This window comes from Variovorax sp. FG153 (genome assembly GCF_057809595.1).
The window spans coordinates 1-22,038 of record NZ_JBMDKG010000056.1; the positions used below are offsets into that span (position 1 = coordinate 1).

The 22,038-nt window shown below is 66.4% G+C and carries 27 protein-coding genes; 1 reads left to right on the forward strand and 26 read right to left on the reverse strand.

Annotated features, from left to right (window positions below):
• Positions 1–168 precede the first annotated feature (168 nt).
• The 23 genes from ACODT0_RS36320 to ACODT0_RS36430 form a co-directional block, all read right to left on the reverse strand.
• Positions 169–891: a hypothetical protein gene (locus ACODT0_RS36320; RefSeq protein WP_489043472.1), complete on the reverse strand. Its 723-nt coding sequence runs from the start codon at positions 889–891 to the stop codon at positions 169–171.
• 83 nt (positions 892–974) lie between these two features.
• Positions 975–1,499, reverse strand: coding sequence for a lysozyme (locus ACODT0_RS36325; protein ID WP_489043473.1), 525 nt, complete (start codon positions 1,497–1,499; stop codon positions 975–977).
• The gene (locus ACODT0_RS36330; RefSeq protein WP_489043474.1) at positions 1,496–1,834 is read right to left on the reverse strand and encodes a hypothetical protein; all 339 of its coding nucleotides are present in this window, start codon (positions 1,832–1,834) and stop codon (positions 1,496–1,498) included. The genes ACODT0_RS36325 and ACODT0_RS36330 overlap by 4 nt, the downstream gene beginning before the upstream one ends.
• A complete protein-coding gene (locus ACODT0_RS36335; protein WP_489043475.1) occupies positions 1,831–2,169 on the reverse strand; it encodes a phage fiber-tail adaptor protein in 339 nt (112 codons plus the stop codon). The genes ACODT0_RS36330 and ACODT0_RS36335 overlap by 4 nt, the downstream gene beginning before the upstream one ends.
• A gap of 9 nt (positions 2,170–2,178) precedes the next feature.
• Complete coding sequence (locus ACODT0_RS36340; protein WP_489043476.1) at positions 2,179–2,781, reverse strand: hypothetical protein; 603 nt, start codon at positions 2,779–2,781, stop codon at positions 2,179–2,181.
• Positions 2,782–2,856: 75 nt separating this feature from the next.
• Positions 2,857–4,254: an SGNH/GDSL hydrolase family protein gene (locus ACODT0_RS36345; RefSeq protein WP_489043477.1), complete on the reverse strand. Its 1,398-nt coding sequence runs from the start codon at positions 4,252–4,254 to the stop codon at positions 2,857–2,859.
• Entirely contained in the window at positions 4,254–4,661 is a 408-nt protein-coding gene (locus tag ACODT0_RS36350; RefSeq protein ID WP_489043478.1) for a hypothetical protein, read from the reverse strand. Before ACODT0_RS36350 ends, ACODT0_RS36345 begins: the two co-directional genes overlap by 1 nt.
• Before the next feature lie 84 nt (positions 4,662–4,745).
• Positions 4,746–5,780, reverse strand: a complete 1,035-nt coding sequence (locus tag ACODT0_RS36355; RefSeq protein WP_489043479.1) for a hypothetical protein — start codon at positions 5,778–5,780, stop codon at positions 4,746–4,748.
• Between the two features lies 1 nt (position 5,781).
• Entirely contained in the window at positions 5,782–7,620 is a 1,839-nt protein-coding gene (locus tag ACODT0_RS36360; protein ID WP_489043480.1) for a hypothetical protein, read from the reverse strand.
• A gap of 4 nt (positions 7,621–7,624) precedes the next feature.
• Positions 7,625–9,178, reverse strand: a complete 1,554-nt coding sequence (locus ACODT0_RS36365; RefSeq protein WP_489043481.1) for a hypothetical protein — start codon at positions 9,176–9,178, stop codon at positions 7,625–7,627.
• Positions 9,178–9,846 (reverse strand): hypothetical protein, encoded by a 669-nt coding sequence (locus ACODT0_RS36370; protein ID WP_489043482.1) that lies wholly within the window; start codon positions 9,844–9,846, stop codon positions 9,178–9,180. The genes ACODT0_RS36365 and ACODT0_RS36370 overlap by 1 nt, the downstream gene beginning before the upstream one ends.
• Before the next feature lie 14 nt (positions 9,847–9,860).
• Complete coding sequence (locus tag ACODT0_RS36375) at positions 9,861–10,301, reverse strand: hypothetical protein (protein ID WP_489043483.1); 441 nt, start codon at positions 10,299–10,301, stop codon at positions 9,861–9,863.
• Between the two features lie 11 nt (positions 10,302–10,312).
• Positions 10,313–10,816, reverse strand: coding sequence for a hypothetical protein (locus ACODT0_RS36380; protein WP_489043484.1), 504 nt, complete (start codon positions 10,814–10,816; stop codon positions 10,313–10,315).
• Complete coding sequence (locus tag ACODT0_RS36385; protein ID WP_489043485.1) at positions 10,813–11,979, reverse strand: hypothetical protein; 1,167 nt, start codon at positions 11,977–11,979, stop codon at positions 10,813–10,815. Before ACODT0_RS36385 ends, ACODT0_RS36380 begins: the two co-directional genes overlap by 4 nt.
• Positions 11,980–12,096: 117 nt before the next feature.
• Positions 12,097–12,753 (reverse strand): phage adaptor protein, encoded by a 657-nt coding sequence (locus tag ACODT0_RS36390; protein WP_489043486.1) that lies wholly within the window; start codon positions 12,751–12,753, stop codon positions 12,097–12,099.
• Between the two features lie 2 nt (positions 12,754–12,755).
• Positions 12,756–13,217, reverse strand: a complete 462-nt coding sequence (locus ACODT0_RS36395) for a hypothetical protein (RefSeq protein ID WP_489043487.1) — start codon at positions 13,215–13,217, stop codon at positions 12,756–12,758.
• A 62-nt stretch (positions 13,218–13,279) separates the two neighbouring features.
• Complete coding sequence (locus ACODT0_RS36400; RefSeq protein ID WP_489043488.1) at positions 13,280–13,636, reverse strand: hypothetical protein; 357 nt, start codon at positions 13,634–13,636, stop codon at positions 13,280–13,282.
• 66 nt (positions 13,637–13,702) lie between these two features.
• Positions 13,703–14,743, reverse strand: coding sequence for a N4-gp56 family major capsid protein (locus ACODT0_RS36405; protein ID WP_489043489.1), 1,041 nt, complete (start codon positions 14,741–14,743; stop codon positions 13,703–13,705).
• A 16-nt stretch (positions 14,744–14,759) separates the two neighbouring features.
• Positions 14,760–15,554, reverse strand: coding sequence for a hypothetical protein (locus ACODT0_RS36410; protein ID WP_489043490.1), 795 nt, complete (start codon positions 15,552–15,554; stop codon positions 14,760–14,762).
• A gap of 31 nt (positions 15,555–15,585) precedes the next feature.
• On the reverse strand, positions 15,586–15,798 hold the full coding sequence (locus tag ACODT0_RS36415) for a hypothetical protein (RefSeq protein ID WP_489043491.1): 213 nt from the start codon (positions 15,796–15,798) through the stop codon (positions 15,586–15,588).
• Positions 15,795–17,960 (reverse strand): portal protein, encoded by a 2,166-nt coding sequence (locus tag ACODT0_RS36420; protein ID WP_489043492.1) that lies wholly within the window; start codon positions 17,958–17,960, stop codon positions 15,795–15,797. The genes ACODT0_RS36415 and ACODT0_RS36420 overlap by 4 nt, the downstream gene beginning before the upstream one ends.
• A gap of 1 nt (position 17,961) precedes the next feature.
• Complete coding sequence (locus ACODT0_RS36425) at positions 17,962–19,398, reverse strand: terminase large subunit domain-containing protein (protein ID WP_489043493.1); 1,437 nt, start codon at positions 19,396–19,398, stop codon at positions 17,962–17,964.
• Positions 19,391–19,939, reverse strand: a complete 549-nt coding sequence (locus ACODT0_RS36430) for a hypothetical protein (protein ID WP_489043494.1) — start codon at positions 19,937–19,939, stop codon at positions 19,391–19,393. The genes ACODT0_RS36425 and ACODT0_RS36430 overlap by 8 nt, the downstream gene beginning before the upstream one ends.
• Before the next feature lie 78 nt (positions 19,940–20,017).
• Between ACODT0_RS36430 and ACODT0_RS36435 the strand changes: the two genes are divergently transcribed.
• Entirely contained in the window at positions 20,018–20,320 is a 303-nt protein-coding gene (locus tag ACODT0_RS36435) for a hypothetical protein (protein ID WP_489043495.1), read from the forward strand.
• A gap of 638 nt (positions 20,321–20,958) precedes the next feature.
• On the opposite strand, the gene ACODT0_RS36440 is transcribed toward ACODT0_RS36435, so the two are convergent.
• The 3 genes from ACODT0_RS36440 to ACODT0_RS36450 all read right to left on the reverse strand — a co-directional run bounded on the left by ACODT0_RS36440 (position 20,959) and on the right by ACODT0_RS36450 (position 21,991).
• Positions 20,959–21,249 (reverse strand): hypothetical protein, encoded by a 291-nt coding sequence (locus ACODT0_RS36440; protein WP_489043496.1) that lies wholly within the window; start codon positions 21,247–21,249, stop codon positions 20,959–20,961.
• A gap of 142 nt (positions 21,250–21,391) precedes the next feature.
• Positions 21,392–21,598 carry a hypothetical protein gene (locus ACODT0_RS36445; protein ID WP_489043497.1) on the reverse strand — a complete coding sequence of 69 codons (207 nt, stop codon included), beginning with the start codon at positions 21,596–21,598 and terminating at the stop codon, positions 21,392–21,394.
• 78 nt (positions 21,599–21,676) lie between these two features.
• Positions 21,677–21,991, reverse strand: coding sequence for a hypothetical protein (locus ACODT0_RS36450; protein WP_489043498.1), 315 nt, complete (start codon positions 21,989–21,991; stop codon positions 21,677–21,679).
• Between the last annotated feature and the right edge of the window lie 47 nt (positions 21,992–22,038).

Genomic DNA, 22,038 nt, shown 5'->3' on the forward strand with positions numbered 1-22,038 from the left:
CGGCCGCAGCCACTGGCGTGGTTCCAGCACTGTCCTGGAAGAGCGTCGAGATGTCCGAAGGGTCGTACCAGGCTTTCGCGGGGCCAGAGATGGACGCCATGAGCGCAGCCACGCGCGCGGCCAGCGCTGCGGGCGCCTTGTTGCCGCCCATGCGTGTCGCGCGCTGCCTCACGAGAGCTCCGTGACTTCCAGCGTGCCAGTGGTCAGGGTGGCGCCGAGCACCGCGATATTGGGAGTGGCCGGGACCGCTAGATCCAAGCGCTCGCCGGCCGCGATGAAGTGGCTGCCCGACGTTGCGGTCTGCCCGGTCGATCCGATCGCATACCGGATGTCGGCGCCGCGGGCGTAGATGCTGATGCGCCGGCAGGTCGTGGTCAGCGCCAAGTTGGCGCTGGAGCCACTCGAAGCCGCTGCCGCAACTTGTCGCGCCACCAGCGCCTGCTTGATCGTCTCCACGGGAACCGCACCGGTGGACTGCGATGGCAGCTTGCCGTCGATGCTGGACAGCGAGTTGTTGCCCGTGGTCTGGGCGGCGCTGGTGGCCGCGCCCGTAGGCAGCGGCAGAGATGCCGCGCTGATCGGGTGCGTGACGCCCGATCCGTCGACGGGCATGCGGCCGGAGACCAGCGCAGGAATGCGCGCCAGCAACGTCGTCCAGTTTCCCAGGGCGCGCTTCGCCAGCGCGATCAGGGAGAACGTGCCGCTGTCGCTGGTGGCCGCGGCATCGGCCTTGGCGCCAAGTGCGGCGTCCGCGCCGTCGGCCACTGTGACAGCGCCGCCACCACCAGGCGTATCGCCCGCAACGACGACGCGGCGCGCAAAGGTGCCATCGCCCATGTCGACCAATAGCTCGTCGACACCGATGCCTGAAGGGATGCGTTGGTCTGCCATGGTGAATTCCTGCTGTGGTTGCCCAATCGATGCAGTGATTCCACCGTGATGGCCGCGTCCGGCCTATCCCTGCTGGGGGTCTGCTACCAGTGCAGGCAGAGTTCTTCGGTGGTGCCGCGCCGATCGACCAAGCCGGGCAACTTCACGAGCTGCCCCTTCACGCGCCCGTTGACCCAGCGCGAGAGCTCGTCGCAGCCTCCTGCGATGTCCCCACGGTTGAACTTGGCACGCAGGGTCGAGCCGAGCGTCGCGTCATTGACGCCAAGGTTGTAGAACCAATCGATTAGGGCGGCCTGCTGCCACTGGTTGAGCTGTTCGAAGCCGGCGATGTAGCGCCGCGCTGCTGCCTCTGCAATCTGCAGGTGCTTGCGCTCGAGCACGTCGCATTCGGCGCGCGTGTAGAGCTTGCCGGACACGACGTCGGCACCGGTGATGCCGCGGCAGACAGTCGGGACGCCGCCGATGTCCTTGTAGACCTGGTGGTATGTAATGCCATCGCGCACCACAGTGGGTCCGTCACCCTCGTACCACTGCTGCAGCACGCCGGCGATCGCCAGCGCGCCGCCCGCGCCGGCCATGATGAGGCGGTTCCGCAGGGTCGGGTTCATTTGAAGAAGCCCTTGAAGGTGGCCCACAGGCTCAGCACGGCAACGCCGAGACCAGCGATGGCCGCCAGCGGCTTCGCCAGCTTGCCCAGCCCCTCGAGCACCTTGAACGCGCCCTTCCCGCTGGCAAACCAGTCGAGCAATTCGGCGGTGTTGGACTCCACGCGCGCGGTCGCCGCAGTGTTTGCGGCGAGGCTGCGCTCGATGCGCTCCATGCGCTCATCCATCCGCGCCATGCGGCCGTCTCCTTCGTCGAGGCGCTGATGGATAGCGACGACCTCGGCATGCGTGGGCGCGGCGCCGTCGCCGCTCAAATCTGGTGTTCCGGTAGCGCTCATCGCTCAACGATCCTCAAGAAGATGGACCGGTCATCGATCCGTGGCGGGGTGTTGGTGGTCGTGATGCGACAGGTCACGCGCAGCTTGTTGGGCCCGCTGGTCGGCTTCGTGCCGCCCAAGAGCCAGACGGTCGCCGTCGTCGCATCGGAGGCCTGCTGCACAACGGTCAGCGACGGGTCGACAAGAAACTCAACTGAGGCGATCTCGTCGTTGCCGTTCAAAGCGAGCCAAGGCGCCCAGTCGAAGGCATAGTCGAGCGTGGCGTTCGGGTCCTTGTCGATCACGAGATCACCGGAGCGGTCTGGAACGTAGGTCGTGGGCTTCTGGGTGGCCATGTCGTTCTTTCAATCGGTGACGGCAACGGTTCGGCGCTCACCCGCTACGGCATGAGCTCGGGCTTCGGCGATCGCGATGGCGCGCCGCTGCTCTGTCAGCACGCCGGCGCGGCGCCACTCCGCGACCACTGCAACGGTGCGCTCGTTGCGCTCGAAGACATAGGCGTGCTGCACGTGAGCCACCTGCACGGTCGCTGCGGCGGTCTGCTGAGCAGCCACCGAGTTCGCTGGGACGCTGAGCGACGCGAGTTGAGACGTTGGCGCTGCAGCCTGCGCAGCCGAGGCCTGCACCCTGGCGATGAGGACCGCAGCCTGTTCAGTGACCTCGGCAAGTTGGTCGGCCGCCACCGCGCCCGGCCGTGCCAGCACGCAGACCTGTGTCGTCATGGCGGCAGACTGCATCCCCTGCACGGCAGCTCGCACCGCGATTGCGGCCGTCTGCGACGTCGGCGCGGCATGCTGGTCGGCGGTCACGCTGATCGGGGTGGCATCCACCAGCAGCGCCACCTGCGAGGTTTGCTGCGCGAGCTGGGCCGCCGCGGCGATGGCCAGCGCGCCGACGGCGGCGACCTGTGTGGTGGCTGCGGCCGTCTGCGCTGCGACGATCGACACAGCGACGGCACCGGCGCGCGCTGCGCTACCGAGGGGCCTGGAGCTGATGGGGGCGGCGCCGAGCACGTTCGTCCCTCAGAGGCCCGCAGCCCGCAGGAAGCCGTACAGATCGTTCGCCGCCGCATCCGATCCAGTCAGGTTCGGGTGCAGGCTGTCGTAGGCATAGCCCTTGTCGGTGACTCGCGCGAAGCTGCGACCGAACACCCTGCGGCTGTCGTAGAAGAACCAGCCGTAGTCGTTGGCCAGGTTCTTCAACAAGGTCGCGAGTGCGTCGTAGTAGCTGTCGTTCGTGGCCGCCATACTGGCGGGAAAGCCAAGGCACAAGCAGCCGCCCGACGTCACGGAGAGGGCCTTCACGAAGGCTTCCAACGCCGCGTAGTACGTGTTGCCCGCCGTCTTCGCGTTGGCGTCGTTGATCGTGCAGTAGACGATCGTGAAGTCGGGCGCCATCGCGACCAACGAATTGCGGTAGGACCACGGGTCGGTCGACCCGTTGATGTCTGCCGCCTTCGCGCCGCTCCAGCCGCCCTGCAGCATCACTGGGGCGCTCGACCCGTCAAAGGTCTCGATGCCCGTGACGTAGGCCGTGCCGGTCGCCCCGCCACCGATCCCGATCACGTGTGTGCCCGGGGTGACGTTGTAGTCCTTGAACGCGAATGCGCTCGAACCGGCCTGATTGATGGTGTCGACCAGCACGCCGTCGACATACACGGTCATCGCGGTGTTGGCACCTGAGGCAATCGGGTACCAGACCCGGAACTTGCTGAACGCGGCCGCGGGCGTGAAGGTGAGTCGGCCCGCAGGCGCTGCCGTCGATTTCATGAATCGGGCGCCGAAGGTATTGGGCGCCGTGTCACCCGCCCATCCCGAGCCCAACGCGATTCGCGGGTCGTAGCCCGCCACGGTGCCGCCGGCGGCGAGCACGTTCTGCTCACCGAAGAAACTCTCGATCTGGAACCCGGCCAGGGTCGCGAGCTTGCGTGCCATACACGTCGCGGCGGCGCCGGTCAGGCCGTTGGTGCCGGTACCGGTCCCCTGCCCTGCGACATTGCTGTCCCCGCAGAATGCCAAGCGCGCGGGGTTGGTCGCACCGCGTGCTTTCGCGGTCACCCACTTCGCCAGGCTGCCGATGGCCACGGTGGGGTCCAGCAGCTGCAGCCTGCTCGCGACTGCGCTCAGTCCGATGCGTCGCGTCCCGGCCGCCCAGTTCACCGCCGCGTTGCCGTTGCTGCTGGCCTCAATCGTCGTGCGCGCCAGCGTGCCGCCAGTGCCCCAGGTGTAGAGACCGATCTCCCAGCCGCCATTGGGCACACCGCTGCCATCCACTTCTTCGACGAAGCACCGCACGGTGTCGCCGTTGGCGCACACCGACGAGAACGCACGGAAGCCCGAGATCGCACCCGCGAGCGTGTACGAGCCCGTGCTCGTCGTGGTGCTGGTCTCGCAGACCCGGTCAGCGGTGATCTCGGCCATCAGGCCCCCGGCTCGGACACCGTCCAGCTGCCGATGTTCACGGCCTGGCCGCTCACGATGCTGGTGTTGTCGATGGTGACGTCGCCGCCGCCACCGGCGGCAGTCACGCTGCCCTGCTCGTGGCACGTGGTGCCGGCCGAGTCGACGATGCGGTAATGACCCGCCGTCCCGAAGCCAACAGCCGTCCCGGAAATCGGCGTGGCGTTGAAGGCCTTCGAGCCGCCGGACGCGGCCGCCGCCCAATCCGCCCCGAGGGGGTACTCCACCAGCAGCGTGCCTGCTGCTGCGGCGGCGCAGTTGGCAGGCTGCGCGCCGCTGCGGATCTGCACCTTCGCCGACGCGCCGATCGTGGTCTCGATGGCATCGAGGCGCGCGTTGCGCACGGCGGTAGAACGTTGGACGGTCATCGGAAGCTCCTTGATTGGCCGGCATCGTGCCGACACCGGAGCCTCGAGACCAACCCTACTGGGGGACTTCTCCGCGTCCCAAAATCACAGGGATGACGAATCGTTGCCGCTGATGCTCGCGCCGGCGTTGATGCCGTTGAGCGATGCCGCTGCTGCGCTGGCGACTGACTGCGCGTTCGCCAGCGCGGCACGCAACCGATCGCTGATGGCCTGGCTCTTGGCCCGCAGGTTCGAATCCCCGGCCTGAGCCTGGATCTGCGCGTCGGTGATGGCCAGCCGGATCGCTGGGTCGGTGGCCGCGACCTGCGCCTGGAAGAAGGCCACCAGCGTGCGAGCGAACTCCGTGCGCAGACCCATCTGCGACGTTGCTAACTGCGCGGCGACGCGCGGCCCCTCAAGCAGCGCGCCGATGTAGGCGCCCGCGGCCTGAATGGCTTGCAGCCGCAGATTGATGGCCTGCTGCACAGCGAAGCGCGTGTTCTCGAGTTCTGCGCGGAAGGACTCGATGCTGATGTCGCGGCTCTGCTCGGCGAGCTTGTTGCGCAGGTCCTGGTCGACCAGCTGCGTCGCGTGCAGTAGCGGGCCCGGCGGCAGCGGAAAGCCGCGATTTGCGAAGCCCTGCACCAGGTCTGCCTTGGCGCGCTGCGCCTCGACATTCAGGCGGGCGCGGCCACGCTCATAAAGGTGCTGCTCGACCGCAGGCTTGATGCCGCTACCGCCGTCGACGATGGCGCGCTCGAGCCAGCCGAGCGCTGCGCTGTAGTAGGCCCCGTCGGGGAAATAGGTCTCCAGGAAGCTCGTGTAGCCGCCTTCGGTCAGCGCCTGGATCTCGAGCCGCGCATCGTCGTACAGCGCCTTGGCCTCGGCCGGGTCCATGTCCGGCAGCAAGGGCGGCGCCGGCGGCAGGTAGCTCTTGTCGAGCACGGGCGTCAGCATCTGCGGCGCCGGATCGGCGAGGCCTACCGCAGCGTCGCTCAGCGCGAACGACTTGTTCAACAGCATGATGCCGTTGCGCCAGTTGCCGTTGATGACTTGAGAGACGATGACCGGCGCGCCGGCCCCGCCAGTGCTAGGGTCGGGAACAGAGACGAGATCGCCGGGGTTAATGGGGGTAGTCATTTCAGATTCTCCGGGTGAGGTCGACCACAACAAAGTCGATGGTGTCTATCTCAAAGGGTTCGCCATCGGTGTTGCTGAACGTTGGGACCACGTAGGTGCTCTTTAGGCCTTGACCCAGTTGAAATCGAACCTCGCGCATCGAAGCCCCATGACCGCGTGCGCTGTAGATGAAGCCAACGAGCTCGTCCTTCAGCAGCGCTTGGAGCGTCAAACTCATTGCTCCTGCTGCGGCGCCCAGATAGCAATGACTGACCGTCTTTTTCTGAGGACTGCCGAAGTTCAATTCGCCGAAACCGAACACAGCGTCGATCGCCTCGCCGTCGTCGTCCTCACCCTCGAGCAGGAACAGGCCGTCGAGCTTCGCACCGTAGTAGCGGTCGCCGATGCGCGCGAAGCTGGTGAACGGGTAGCCGGTGTAGGCGGTGCTGCCGTACCCGTCGAGATTCACCGCGTGCACCTCCAGGTCGGCGCCGGGCAATGAGAGCGCGATCGAGAACCGGATCGTGTCACGCATCTCCACCACCTCGACCTCGGTGGTGGTCATGACGACGTCCAGCACCAGCATCGCCAGCAGTTCGACGTCGGCCACCGTGGTCGCAGTCATCTCGACGCCAAGGCGCAAGACATCGCGCATCTCGACGCGATCGACCTGGATCGCATCCAGGGCCACGCTCAGGCGGATCGTCTCGAGCATGGTCGCCATCGAAGGGTCTTCGACGTAGCTCAGCGCGACCAGGCCGGGCAGCACGGCCGTGGAACTGCCCGACGGGTGGTCGGCCGACAGCGCGCGCATGCCCGGCAAGATGCCCGTGCCGCCCCCGGTCTCGCCCACCAGCAGGATCGATGCCGCGGTCAGGCCCGGCAGTTGAGCGAGCGACGATGTGCTGGGGACCACCACCAGCGTGCCCCCGTAGGAGTTGGCGGCCAGGGCCGGCATGTCGGCCCGCGACACGCCGCCGGCATGATCGCTCGAAAGCGCGCGCAGTGCAGGCAGCACCGCCATGCTGCGCGCCAGGATGCCCGAGCTCGCGCGCAGCGCCGGGAACACGGCGAGCGACGTCATGACGGCAGCGTCTTCGACGCTGAACGCGGACAGCGCCGGCAGCGTGGCCAGCGACGTGCCGGACTGGAATTCGACCAGCGTGGGATCGTCGACAGCGTCGCCAGCGCCATAGAGCGCGGCCGCGAGGAACAGGCCCTCGGTGCTGCCGTAGCCGTTGGCTTCGGTCGCCAGCGGCGCGTCGTTCTTCAGGTAGGCGACGCCGCCCTGGCGCACGCGCATGCGAAACACGTCCGAGGCCGTGTAGCTGCCCAGCGCGGCGCCGGTGCGCAGATTGCGCACGGCATCGCTCGAGAACAGCAGGCCTTGCCGGATGTGGCTGTAACCCGGGCTCGGCACGGCAACACCGGACAGGCCGACTGCCACGCCCGAGGCCTTGCTCGACACCGTGAAAGTAGCGTCGCCGGTGCCGTGGATCAGCGCAACGGAGTGACCGTGCGCCGTCCACCCCAGGGGCGGATCGTCGACGCGCACAGCCGGCGTGCCTGGCGTCGGTGGGATCGCCGGGTGGTAGGTGGCCTCGACCACCGTGTAGCTCTTGGTGGTGCTGGTGATGATGTCCGACTGGCCGCCGGTACCGAAAGGCACCCAGATGACGCGGCGCGTGTAGCCATCGAAGTACGTCACCCAGCGGCCACCACCAGGTGCACCAGGCCTCACGGTCAGCGTCGTCTCGGTGATGACGCGGGTCTCGTAGGAGGTGTAGGCCGGGCGCCCCGGCGTGCCCGGCACCTCGGGGATGGTGTAGGAGAAGCCGTTTCGGATGAGCTTGTTGGTCATGGCGTCACACCGGTGCGGGGATGCGGCTGTCCATCACCCACGGCGCGGCCGGCATGAAGCTAGCCGGGAAGCCGTCCTGGCGCAGGAAGGTGACGATCCCGAAGTTGTCGAGGAAGAACGGCGCGTACTGCGCGAAGCGGTCCGGCGGTTGCGGCGCCACGCCGCGGGCGGTGATGGTTGCGCGCCGGCGCCAAGTGGCGCCAAGGTCAGCGGACTCGTACAGCCAGTGCCGACCGTCGTACATCGGGCAGACCAGCGTGCGCCGATCGACGAACGACGGCGCACCGGTGCGGTAAGAGGGAAACGGCATAGTGCCGATGTCATCGAGGCTGCCGCCGTCGGCGGTGAAGCGGATGCGACGCGGCTGCGCCAGCGCGTCATACCAGTCCAGCGGGTCGACCGCATCCGGCACTACCGGTCGCGTGAGCACCAGAGCGCCGCCGGGCGCGGCCATGATGCCAGCGTTGTAGGCGATCGCCTCCGGCAGTTGGCCGTCGAACAGCGTGGCCGTGGTCGTGATGGAGCCGCCGCCGGTCAGGTCCATGATCCCGAGCTTCACGCGGCCGCGCTGTTCCAGGCCGGGCCCGATGTACGGCACCACGGCCAGCACGGCCGCGCGCGTCGCGCTCAGCGGTGCGCAGGAGATGGTCGCCGCCGACACCACGTTGTTGAAGATCAGGACCGCCGTCGGGCCGGTGCCCAGCGCGATGATCGATGCCATCTCGGCGGCGAACATCGAGACGCCGCCGACCAGGCCCCAGGTCGCGCCCGCATCCGTCGACATCGTGAAGACCAGGCCGGGGCACGAAGGGACGTCGACCGTGCTCCCGCTGTAGTGGGGCCGCAGGTAGCGCGTCATCATCAGCCAAGCCGCGGGCCCGAGGCGGATAACGTCCGAGTCGTTGGTGAGCTGGTCGGGCACCGATACGGTGGCGCCCAGCACCTGGCCGGCACTGCCGAAGTCGCGCACGAACAGCGGCGCATGCTGCCCGTCGCCCTCGATGCGCATGCCGGAGAACGCGGACTGGAAGACGTGCTTCGAGCCGTCGAAGTAGTAGCCGCCGGGGTGAATTGCGAACTGGCCGCTCTGCTGGTAGTCGATGGAGTGCGTGACGGTGTACAGCTCGCGCAGCCCGCGGCCGGTGCGCGTCACGGACACGGCCGTGTCGTAGGTCGGGCACGGCTTGCCGTCGAAGTCCACCAGCGCGCCGCCTTCGACGGTGCCCATGACCGCGCCGAAGCCCTTGCCGTAGTAGGCCAGCGTGGCGACCTCGAAACCACCAGCCTCGGGCGCTGGGCCGCGATCGGTGAAGACGCCGCGCGCCGTGGGCGAGCCGACGATGCGAGTTCCGCCTCCCTCGACCTGGCCGAGCGAGTAGTAGCCATCCTCGGTGTCGGTCTTCGTGACGTAGAGGAAATCACCCTTCTTCTCGGCCAGCGAGCCAGGCGCTCGGTGCTTCAGGAACGGAACGTCGATCGTGTCCAGCATGCGAGCGTCGGCGCGGCCGCCGGGCGCGGTGCCCAGGCCCCGGTTGTGCGGGAACTTCGTGTAGTCCATCAGACCACCTCGCGAGCCGCGATCAGGTCGGTCCAGAAGTTCGCGAGGACCAAGACGTCGGCATCGACCTTGAGGGAGCTGAGGAGAAAAGCACCGCCGCCGTCGATGCTCCTCGGATTCAGCAGAAGCCCGAGCTGTATCGCGCCTGTGTTCATCGGGCTCGAGCTGGCCGCGGCCTGAGTCAGCACGGTGGCCCCGTCGATCTTGACGACGCAGTCGCAGGTCTCGGCATCCACCTCGAGACGCAGCGTCAGCGGAAACGAAAGCGACGGCATCGGCGACACGGGGAACGAACTGACGTCTCCGTAGAGCGTCAGCGAGGGCGCGAAGCCACTGTTCAGGCGTCGCAGCGTGATCGACAGCGAGTTGCCTCCGTCGGCGAACAAGTCGACGTTCACGCTGGGCCCGCCGTCGGTGCCCGGGTCGCCGGACCACGACCCGGTGTAGCTGATCACCGCCTCGACGACCAGCGCACGAGCCGCTGGCAGATTCTCCGACTGGTTCGACCCGAAGTCGCTGTCAGCGCATCGCACGTTGCCCGACCCATCCAAGAACAGCGACGGGTCACCCAGCCCTGTGTCCGGAAGCCAGGCGCCGACGTCAGCGTTGCGCCCAAAGAGAGACGTGTCCGCCGGGCCCGCGAAGGTGTCGAGGAATACGGTGTCCACGCGCTCTCCCAGGATCAGCCCGCTGGCAGCGCGACGGCGTGATAGTCCAGCGTCTGGGTGGCGCCTGAGCTCAGCGTCGGCGCCGTCAGATTCATGTCGCCACCGCCGATGCCGACCGTGCCCTGGTAGCGCGGCGCGGTGGTGCTGGCGTTGTTGGTGTCTGCGGTGAGCACGTGCCGATAGAACGAAGGCGCGCCAGAGGCGGCCACGATGCCGCTCCAGGTCTCGGCCGGGTTCTTGGCCAGCACACCGCCCGCGGGCGTGGCGTCGAAGGTGATGCCGCTGGATCCGTTCTTGATCGTCACCAGCAGAGTCGCACCGGTGGTGGCGTCATCGGCGCTGGCCGGCACCGGGCCCGCGAAGATGCGGATCTCGCTGCCGGCGTCGAAGATAGCCTTGAGGCTGCTCGATGCCAGCAGCAGATTGCGCAGGCCGTTGGAATTCTTGATCGACATGAAATGCTCCTTTAAGCAGAAACGGCCGAGGGGCCAACGAATGCGCGCAGGATGGAACCCACGTCGTAGCTCTTGGGGGAAGGCAGTCGGACCACGCTGGCCGCAACGCCGGAGCCGCTGCCCTTGGCCGATGCGGAGGTCAGGGCGAGCACGCGCACGGTCTTCACCGCGGTGAAGGTGAATTCGGCCAGTGCCGCTGCGTTGCTCACGGCACCGTCGTCAACAACTCCGGGCACGAACTGCGGGCGTGTGCTCGGGGTGTAGGTTGTGATCTCGGTAGCAAGCGCACCCAGCGTGGCCGCCGTGACGTCGGGCGTCGGGGTGTAGTCGCCCTCGTAGATGCTCACGTACCAGGCCGGCACCACCGAGCCGCTCTTGAACAGCAGCGACAGCGCGAAGTTCAGGCCCTCCTCGGGCACCAGGTTGTGAGCCTCGAAGCGATCGATGACGTCGCCTGCAGGGCTGAGAACCTCGAAAGACCAGTTCAGGCCGAGGGGCGGATGGATGGAGGTCATGGCTCGTTTCCTTTGACGATGGATTCGATGGCGGGGAACGCTGACGAGGCAGCGAACGGCCGCGCGGCGTCCTGGCGCGCGGCGAGGATGTGGTGGGCGCCATCTCGTTCGCGAAAGAGCGTCGCGCCGGCGCTGGCGCCGCCGAACTTCAGCGCGCGCTCCTGCACGTTCACTGCAGCGCCGTCGGGCGTGCCGATCACGAGCCCGCGCGGTGAGAGCCAGAACGCCTGCTGGGTGGTCTGCGCGCCGTCGGTGGTCCGCACGGCACCGCCGCTGCCTGGCAGGCCGCCATACGGCAGCACCGCTGTCGGCGTGGTGTCCAGCAGGCCGCCCGGCAGCCAGTAGGTGCGATCGGCGCACACGAACACGCCGGTCTCGCAGGGCTCCATGACGGTGATCGGGGCTGGGAACGGGATGTAGCCCTTCGAGGGCTTGTACAGCGCGTAGTAGAACGGCTCGGAGAAGAACAGGTAGGGCCCGTCCGCGACCAGCAGCGATCCCTTGTAGTGGCGCACGATACTGCCGGGCGGCATGTCGGCCAGCATCGGGTCGGCCAACTCGGCACCGGTGTTCGCGAGGCTCACGATGGCCGCACCAGCGTCGATGCGGTTGAAGATGGCACCATCGGGCCCGGTGATGTAGACCGCAGTACCCTGCCCCAGCCCGCTCAGCGCGAGGCCGCCGCCGTCGGCCGGGACCTCGATCGCCACGGGCACCGTCGACCCCGACTCACCGAGCGGTCCGATCTGCGTGAACGCGAGCTGGTACCGGCCCTTCGGCAAACTGCCGCTGGTCAACGCCACGACCGGAACCGGGGATGGCCGAGCGGTGCCCAGCGGCAGCGAGGCGGCGCCGCGCAGCCGGCCAATACGGTGTCCATTCGACCAGACGACATCGCCATCGGGCATGCGCGTGTAGCTCAGCAGCTGCAGCTCGGGCAGGCCGCCCAGCGCTACGGTGCGATCGAGGCCGCGTTCGCCCGGCAGCAGGTGCACCAGCTCGTTGCCGAAGACGCAGTAGCCCTCGGTCTCGTCTCCCCACACCGAGTGCGTCGCTGGTGCGCGGTGCTCGGGCACAAAGCCGGTCCGGCTCTTCAGGAATCCACCGCTCACAAGGTCCACGTTCTGCGCGACTCTGAGATACGCACCGGTCTTATCGACCATGCGCGACAGCGCCAGCCTGTTGTTCAGACCGAGTACAGGACCGACGGGAACTAGACGCGACGCCATAAGCAGGCAGTGTTCCCGCCGCGCCTCCCCACGTCTAACCCTAGTGGGTGCCTATGCGAGAGGCGCCGGACTCGACACGTTGGCAGATCGCGACCATTCTTCGTTGCGCGCGCCGGTGCGCTTGCCGAACTCGGCCTCGAAGCGCTGCAAAGCCTCGGCAGCCAGACCTGGTGCAAGTTGGTCGGCATCTCGTCGGCTGTATGCCCGATAGAGCATCCAATCGACCAAACCCTGGTGCCATTCCGACCGGATCTCGGGCTCGTCCTCGTATTCAGCGAGTTGGCGAAGGGGCAGCCTGTAGACCTCAAGTTGCAAGATGCCGCCGCTGTTGGGCCTTGGATAGAGATGCAGCTTGCCAGTGTCCAGGCCTCGGATGAGACTCGTAGGTGTGTCACGCATCGGATCGGCGCGCCATGAGGGGAATCTGCAAGCCATCGCTTCCGCGGTGAGCAGGGCCATCTCCCTGGCGCCATTCCATGCAGCTCGCACCTCCAGGATGAGCGGATCGAGGCTGATCGTGGCGTCGTTGGGCCCGTAGCTCACCGTGCACAGAGCAGAAGTCGAGTCAGCCAGCAGGAACGCCCGGCGGCAAGCCTCGACTTGCCCCTCATTCGCAAACCGAGTTAGCCGCTCGTCGGAGCAGAAAGGCGGCTCGGCGACATCGTTAGACTCGTCGCGGTACGCTTCGATCAACTCCTCGAGCGTCATGATCAGCGGGCCCCGGCAAGAACCCGCTTGAGCCACTCAGCGCCGGCCGGGTTCTTGTCTTCGATCACGGAGAACGGGTACTTCAGCGCGCTGCGCTGCTTGAGCTTGTTCATCTGCTCGCCGAGCATGGGGTTCAGGTCTTGCTTGTAGTCGGAAAGCTTCGCGCGGGCGAGCACTTCGACGTACTTGCGCTTCACGGTTTGGGTATTGCCGCGCTGCAGATACTGGGTGACGCCATTGACACCCACGTGCACGAGATCCGGGTCGTTCTCGTCGGTGGATTCATGGACCATGATCGTCACCGGTTCGTTCATGAAAGCCTCGAGTGCCATCGCGTCCTGAGGTACGACACGATCCACGACTTCGATGTCGCTGTCGTGATGACCGATCTCCCCAATCTCGCGGGTTTGTTCGGCGCCGAGGTATTCCGATGCGGCTTCGAGTTCTTTGGTTCCACGTGCCATTTCTGTTCTCCAATTCAATGTTGTGACAGGACCCGCCCCACGCGCGGGAGCGGGCCCACGGGTTACATCACAGCGATGTAATAGACCGTCTGGGATGCGGCGATGGCGGCCAGCGTGGCGTTCTGCGAGATGCGGAAGCCGCGCGGATCGGTCTTGATGCCCGCCGAGCCCGAGGTAGTAGCCGCGCCGGCGGCATCCAGCTTAAAAGCCGAGCCTTCGGCCATGCCTTCGAAGAACTCGATGCTCACGCCGTTGGTGTTGCGCACCTTCACGTACCGCGGCTTGAATCCGCAGTTGACGAAGGTGTCGTCGCCCGCGGTGATAGCCGTGGCGTCAAAGACGATCTTGCCGGTAGCGTTGCCCGAGATGCCAGGGTCGACGGAGGGTGTGCGGGTTTGGCCCGCGGTGTTGTCAGCCATGATTTTTCCTTTCATGCGCGGGGGCACTGAGGCCCCCGCATTTGGATTAGCTCGAGTGAGCCTCGCTTACAGCGCGGTAACGCCGGCTTCGATGAGGGACATCCAGCCCTCGTTGAGCAGCTTCGCGTTCATGTAGAACTTCGCACCGATGTAGCCGCGCTGGCCCAACGGGTCGGACTTCGTCTTCTCACCCGGCGGGATATAGGTCGGGTCGATCGCGTCTTCACCACGGAGCGCCAGTTGGCCCCAAGCATCCTCGCCGGTCAGGATGAAGGGGTAGACGTCGACGTTGACACCACCGATGGACACCAGGTTGGTCGAACCCACTGCAGCCCCTGCGCCCGGGTAGGGAGCCAGTTCCGGCGACGTGATGAACCGGAAGTTCTCAACGCTGCCCAGCTCGTATTGGCTCACCACCTTGCGCGTGCCGTACTGCGCCACCGGCACGAAGCCAGTCAGGTCCCGCACATCGCTCTCGGCATCCGTGTGCACGAACACCAGGTACGAGGCTTCGATTGGCGAGGTCTTGATGTCCTCTGCCGGCGCCAGGATGGCGGTGATCCGCTTCGCGTGGTTGGCCTGCAGGTTCCGGCTCACGCGACGCAGCAGCTGCAGCGTGATCTTCGAGGCCACTGCAGTACGACTGGAGCCACCGGCATAGTTGACGTTCGTGCAGGCCTTGAGCACGCCGTAGCGCACCATCTCCTGCACCAGCGAAACCCGCTCGCCGCACTGCTTCTTCATCTCGGCCGGAACGTCGTCCTCGTAGAGGTCGGCAGTCTTGTCGGTGAGCTGATAGAGGCAACCGAATTGCCGCAGCGAAACCTGCACGTCCTGCGGCACGAGGGTATCAGCCGACGGCGTGACGCCTTCCTGCAGCTCGTGCGCCACCGGGTCGGCCTTCGGGCGATTCTGCGTGTTGAAGTCCACCGCAGTCGCGCCGTAGGGCAGGTAGCGACGGTACACGACCGTGTCGCCCTTGTTCTTGGGCAGGTCGCGCTGCATGCCGGTGATGCCCATCACTTCGATGGCAACGGCGTGGGCGAGGATCTCGCCCTTGAGCTTGTTGATGCGGCCCGGGGGCAGCGAATAGGTAAAACCGCTCATGTCCAACTCCTAGCCCTTAGCGGGCCATGATCGACCGGAAACCGGCCTTGAATGCTTCTTTCTCGCTCGGCTCCGTCTTGGGCCGCACAGGGTTGCCTGCCGGCGTCAGAGAGTTCGCAAGCCGAGCGCTGCTCTTAGCCTGTTGCGTCTGCTTGGCAGCGCCCCAGGCGTCAAATTTGGCGATGACCGCGCTCAACTCCTTGGCTTTCGACGTGGAGTTGAAGGTGTTGCGGACATCCTCCGGCTGGGCAGCGAGCCACAGTTGGAAGTCCTGTGATCCGATCTTTTCGCGCCAGCCCTCGTGGAAGTGGTCCATGAGCTCGGCCTGCAAGTCCTGCTGTTGACTCGGCAGCTGTTGTTGCTGCGGGGTCGGCGCGGACTCGGGGGCCTCGGCCACGGGCATGCGTGCATTGATGAACGCGGCGACGTCGGGATGGCTGGCCTCCAACTCCTTGATCCGCTCGGGCGTCAGCGCCTGGGGCGCCGGGGCCTTTCGCAGTTCTTGGATGAAGCCGCCGTACTCACCGAGCTTGCCGTTGACCTTGCGCAGCGCACTCTCGAGCTCGGGCACGCGGCCCAGCAGCGTTCGCACCTCGGTCTCGGTCAGACCTGCGATGCGGGGCTGATCTTCGACATTGGCGCCCGCTTCGGGCTGAGCTGTGCCACCGGCCGGCTGCTCGCCACCCTTGTCCTCGGCGCCAGGGTTCTCCTGCGCGGGGGTGTCCAAGGGCTTCTCAGCACCGGCAACGCTGGCAAATCCAGCGGAGAAAGTGGCACCGCTTTCCTGTTGTTGCTGCGTCAGTTCGTCCATTTGCACTCTTCTCCTAGTGTTTTGCCGGGGGTCAGTACTGATCGCCAGCTGGTTGCGCCGGGTCTGCCGAGTTGGACAGAGCCAGCAATTCTTTCCAGGCCGCGATCTGCCCGCGCGTATAGGCGGTCTCGTCGGGGCCCATGTTCATGCGGTCGTTCTTCAGGCGCAGCTCGGCCAGACGGCTAGTGCCGTGCGCCTCGAGAAATCGCCATGTGCTCGATTGCGGATCGATTTCGAGCTTCACGATTGGCCGCCTTCAATGCCGGCGTTCAAGCCCACAGCCGGATTCACGGGGTTGGCCGGCGTGAGCGGATTCGTGTTGTGCTCGGGCGGCAAAGCCGGCACGTCGGCTGCGGGGATCGCCGGATCCTGCGGCGTCGCGTCCTGGCCACCGGCGGCCGCCCACATGGCGTCTGCGACCGGAGCCACCTCGGGATTCATCGCAATGTTCTGGCCCGCCTGCGTGGCGCTGTACATACCCTCGACGTTCTTGGTCGCGGTCTTGGCCTTCGTTTCCTCGGTCTGCGCCGAGAGCAGGCCCGCCCGTGCCGTCGCTTCTCCTGCCTTGGCCTGCGCCAATGGATCCGGCGCGGGCTGGCCCTGCTGCGCCTTCTCCTCCGGCGTGAATTGGATGCGCTTCGGATCGATGCGCTGCCCCTTCAACAGCTCGGCCATGAACTTGCCGGGGTTGATTTCGTACGCAGGATCCTTGACCACGTTGACCAGGCCGAGCAGGAACTGCTGCTGGGCATCGCGCTCGACCAACGCCGAGGAGGCGCGCACGTCGACCTGCATGTCGCCCTTGATCGCGTCGTCGGAGCTGTGCTGCATCATCCAGTCGAAGTAGCGCTCGATGTGCGGCCGCGTCACGTAGTCGTCGAAGCGCTTGGCAAGGCGGCGCAGAACGCTCGAGGCGTTGTTGTTCTGCATCTGCATGCCGCCCAGGGTCTTGGGCGCATCGCCGCGGATGCCTTGGAGCATGGCGGGCATGCCCGTGGTGTCCTCGGCCATCTTCAATGCGAAGTTCACTACGTTCATGAGCTCCGCCTGAACGGACGGCACGACGAACGAATTGAAGGCGGCGCGCACGTCTGGGACGTCGGCCTCAGGGGTCACCCGCCACGTCTTCCCCGGTCTCAGGGAAAGATCGTTCCCACCATCAGCGGGGGTCACGCCGTTGCCGAGGATGATCTGCGGCGCTGAAGACAGGGCCGAGTTGTCCATCGTGGCGCGCACTGCACCATTCAGCATGCGCTGCACCGTGCGGATCTGGCGCGAGATGCCCATGCCCCAAGGGAGGCCCGGCCGCGCCTGCCAAGCGAGCACGTCGTATGGGAAGTCGCCCGAGTCCAGAGCCGACAGCGTGACCTTCACGAGCCGGTCATTGACCAGCACCGCCATCGCGGGAATCTTGTCGTCCTCGACGTCGTCAATGTCCTCGACACCCACGGCGCGCAACTGCTCGGTGTCGCAATACCCGTAGAAGATCCACATCTCCCACTGGTCATCTTGACGCAAGGTCGTGCCGTCCTTGGCTTCGCGCGCTCCGGTTTGGGAGGGCCCTTCCTTCAAGGCCGCGCGGATCTCGTCGACGTCAAAACCCGGCATCGAGATCATTTCGAGCAACTGCCGGCGGCTCAGGTATTCCCGCTCCCACGTGTAACCACCGTTGTGGATGTCGTCGCCACAGTTCGGGTCGGGGAAGAAATTCCAAGGGTCGATGCGCTTCGATCCCGGCTTGATCTCGCTCACAACAATCTGCGAGACGTTGCCCAACGCGTCGCGTTGAACGAGGCGCGCCGAGCGTTTGACGGGGAACGGGCCCTTGAGCACGCCGGTCCCCAGGCGCCCTGAGTCCTCGATGAGTTTGCGCACCTCCCCGTGCCAATTTGCCTCGACCAAGCAGTCATCGATAGCACGCTGCATGCCGTCAGCAGCCTTGTCGGCCTGGTCCTTCTGCTCTTGGACGAAGGCTTCCATCTTTGCCTGGTCGTAGATGCCGCCCATGAAGTCGACAAGCTGCTGTCGGATAGCCGAGCTCAGCTCTGGGAGGGGCGTCGCCTGAAGCTCCCACGATCGATCGTCGGTCGGCAGCAACATGTCTGCAACGCGCGCGGCGGCTGAGTCGACATATGGCCGCGTGATGTTCAGGAAGATCACCGAGCGCGTCGCTCCCTTGCCGTCTTCGCGCTGCTCGATCCAGCCTTTCAGATTGCTCGTGCGGTAGGTGGCCTGGTAGCGACGATTGGCATCGTCAATGCCCTGGTAGTGTTCCTCGTCTTCCTGCCAGTCGGTCTCGATGCCCGAGGAGCTGCGTCCAGTCACGGCCTCGCGACGCTTTCCGGTCAGCGTGGCCAGCAGCTGCGAACGCAGCGCGTCGTCGGGCTTGTCTTCGGTGTTTTCCATATCAGTACCCGACCTCAGCATCAAGAGGCTTCCAGCCACCGCGCGAGCCCGTCGCCTCGATTGGGCGCACGATGGCCTTGCGTTTCATCATCAGCGCGTAGCGCGAGGCGCTCAGCAGGTCGTCCAGCTTCTTGACGACCTTGCCGTCCTTGCGGTGGTAGAGGCGGAATTCCTGGAACCAATCGTCCAGGTTGGAGAAGACCTTGAAGCGGCCGGTCTGCATGCGTTCGAGCATGTCCATGAGCCCGGCTTCGACCCCGTTGCTGCCGTCATCGAAGGTGGCGCGGTCACGCAGCATCTTCAGGCCCGCGCCGGCGTATTGCTTGGCCAACTGCTCGCCACTGCCCTTGTCGTGCTGCTCGCCGTCATGCGGCCAGGCAGTCGGCACCCAGGCGCCCCAAGGCTTGATGGTGGCCGCGTGGATAGCCGGAACGGCCTCGCGCAGCCGGTGGGCGCGCACGATGTACCAGCAGTCGGCGTCACGGTCCCAGGCGCAATGCACAGCGGCTGTCGGGTGGTCCCACCCGAAGTCGATGCCGTTGATCCGCGGCCAGTGCGCGGGGATCGGGAACGGCGCGACCTTGATGGCCTCCTCCTCGATCGGGAAGATGCGGCCGCTGCCCAGAGTGGGGATGCCCTTGGCGCGCGCCTCGCGCTCGTGCGCCGGGTAGCTAGCGATGATCTTGGCGCGCTCCTCGGGCGTGTAGTGCTCTGCGTCCTCGATCGTCATGTTCGTGACGTGGCGCGCGGTGCTACCGGCATCCTTTCCTGGTAGTAGGAACAGCGTCACAACCGCCGACATGCCCATCAGCGGCGTGAAGGTCATCTGCGCAAACTGACCGCGCTGGCCGTTGTTCGTGCGGGTGAGCCCTTCGCTGTAGATGTCGAGGGGAGGCTCCTCGTCGTACCAGACGCCGTCGATCGTCGGGCCCTGCCACTTCTCGCGGCCCTTCTCATAGGCCTTGAACGAGAGCACCGACTCACCGGCCTGCACGTCGCCGCCGCCGCCCCAGCGCACGACGACGCTGTCCAGGAGGTTCGGCACGCCCATGGCGCGGCTGTAGTCCTTGATGGCGCCCGACGGGATCATGCCGGTGCCCCAGGCCTCAGCGGTCGCCGGCGGCCCGATCAGGATGCGCTGCGGGTTGTCGCGCGTGGCCTCGCCTGTCACTGAGCCGGCCCAGAGCGTGACAGGCTTCTCGAAGACGGCGCCCTTCCACCAGTCCGGATACCGGCCGGTGAGATGGATAGCCCATTCGGCGCCACCAGCCAGCGTCTTGCCGAGCTGGTTCCCGGCCATGAACAGGCGCTCGGAGTACTGCGCGCCAGCCGCATGGAAGGCGATCTGCTTCGCATACGGCCCATATTGCTCGAGCCGGCGGCGCGCCAGCTCGGCCTCGACCTGGACCAGCATGGCCCCTCGCAGATCGTCACGCACCGGCCAGCTCCTTGCGCAGCTTCATCAGCTCGGCCGTGGCCACCGAGGCCAGGTTCTCGTCCCGCGCCGGCTCGACCTTGATCCCATAGGCTTCGCGGTCGATGGCGACCATGCTGCCGAAGGCATCGACGAGGTTCTTGGCGATCCGGGCCTGTTCGGCCAGCGGCAGCTTCTTCCCGACCTCACCGTCGAGCTCGTCCCCAAGCCGCTTGAGCGTCTGATTCAGCCGCAGCGCGTCCGACCGGTGCCGCAGGCGCACGTTTGCCTGCAGGTGCGCGTTCGAGTCGACGACGGCGCTTTCGCTCTGCCGTTTGGCGGCGGATACCTCGCTGGATACGGCCTTCGACACGATGGCGTCGGCCTTGGCCTGGATCTTGGCCTTGAGGTCCCGGGTCCACACGTCGCGCTTGGCCCGCTTGTTGATCGCGCCATGAGTGATCCCGTTCTCGGAAGCGATCTGGCGGACGGACTTCACACCGGCGCGGTAGTCGCGCTCGATCGCTACCCAATCGGGTGGTGTCTTGACGGTGTTGGTATCCATGGCCGGTATGGTTACCAACCGCCCTGGATACTGGAAACCCTAGTGGGGGTGGGTGTTGCACGCCCCTAGACTCACGGTATGCAGAATCAATACGACGTGATGGTCATCGCCGAAGGCGTGCTGCCTGATCAGCTCACCGCGGCCAGCGGCAAGTTCCGTCTGGTGCTGGAAAGCAGGCTCGGGGGCGCCCAACGAGTGCGCGATTGCTTCCTCGCAAATGCAAAGCGGTCACTGGAGGGAGAGAAATCATTGTTCCCACAGGAAGTCGTCGATGCAGACGCCTACCATGCAGCCTCGACTGAGGCTGAGGCTGCTGCGAAACAGGTCCTTCACCGCGAGGACGTCGGATTTCTGGTGAAGCTCGGCTTGCCAGTGCACTGACGGTGGCACCATCTTCCCTCTTGCCCGCCTACTTACCGGGGCGCTGGTGCTGACCACAGCTTCTGCCTGGGGTCGAGGCTGGCGAGGAGAAAGCGGCCATCTGATCCCGTTGTGGCAGATTGTCCTTACGGTCACGGTGCTGCTGGTGCTGGCGTCGATCTGGCGCGCACATTCGGGAAAGCTCCTGGCGATTGCATTGTTCGCCGTGTTGGCGCGCGAGTTGCTCAGGGCATAACGGGTGGGCGCCGCTGGCCGCGCCCGGTGGGATCAATATCCCCGCCATTCCCCTTTCGCCAGACCGCAGGTTCACGGCCGATACTTCCGACCCACTACACCCTGGGCCGCGCGCTGGCGCGCGAAATGGAGGGTCCGCTGGCGCTGCCTATTCGGGCCATCAGTCCGACCTAGGCGTGGAGGAGCAGCGCTGCGCTTGTCTCGCAATGGTTGATGGGAGAGGCCTGCTGCAGCTCCTTGGCCCGCCGCGCGTTGGCACGACAGCCGGGATTCGAACCCGGATCACCATCAAGGATGCGGCCTGTGCGCTCCACCAGGATCCCCCGATGGCAAGCCGCATGCTTCATGGTTGCCGGTTGCCTCCGGCGCTGCTCTTGCGGCAGCGGCTTTCCCTTCAGGGTTGATCAGATCGACGGGCACATGCGCCAGCCCGGCATGAAGCGGGGGCGCTCGCGCTTGGCCAGGCTCAGGGCGTGGGCGCAGGCCTGCACCAGCTCGACCGGGCGGGCGGTCAGGCGCAGCGCCGGCTGCTCGAACTTCTCGACCACGGCGCGCGCGGCCTCGATCGCGAAGTCGCGCGCAGCGACCACGATGCGATGCACCTGGTGGAACGCGGTGGAACAGGCGCCGGCCACGGCCAGCATGCAGCCGGCGATGAGGAAGGCGATGGAGCGGGACGATCGGGCGTGAGCCATGGGGGGAAACCTCCGAAGTGGTGCCGCGGCTACCGGCGGGAACCCCTTGCCATGGCGGGGAAGAATGGTGCCGGTCACCGGCCAGGTCGGGCGCGCCCGCTTAGCCACCGCACGGTGCACGCGCGGCGGACCCTGCCGGTGATCAGGCGCTGGCGGTGGGCTCGTGCGGGCGCACCAGCGGCAGCTCGGGCGCGGTCACGAACTCGCCGTGTTCGCTGACCTTGATCTCGCCGCGGCCGTGGACCAAGAAGGAATGGTGCGCGCCGGGCTGCAGGAGCGTCACGCCAGACTGGGTCTCGACGGTGACCTGCTTGTTGCCGGTGATGGCGATGTGGACGGTGGTGGTCATGGTGGCCTCGATGTGTTGACAGGCCGGAATCTTCTTGCTGCCCTGCCGCACGCCCAATCCCTACTGGGGTGCCAGCCCTCAGGGCAGCTCGAGGCGGCCGAGGGCGTCCTGGGCCAACGCGTCTAGGCCTCGCACGCGCTGCAGCACGTTGTAGAGCTGACTGCCGAGGCCGGTGTAGGCGGCCATCTGGCTTCCGGTATCGCCCGCTGTTGGGCTCGCCGAGCGCAGCACGGGGTCGATGCGCTTAACCAGCATGTCGAGCGACGTCGACGCGGATTCCGCGGCGCCCATCAGCTGGCCGAGCAGGTCGGGAATCTCGCGCTCGCGCGGCTGTTCGGCGCCGGCGGGGATGGCACGGCCTACCGCGAGGCCGTGGGGGTGGTTGAGGTTCATGGTCTTCTCCTGGTTGAAGTGGGCCGGAGCCCGGGGTTGTGGCCTCG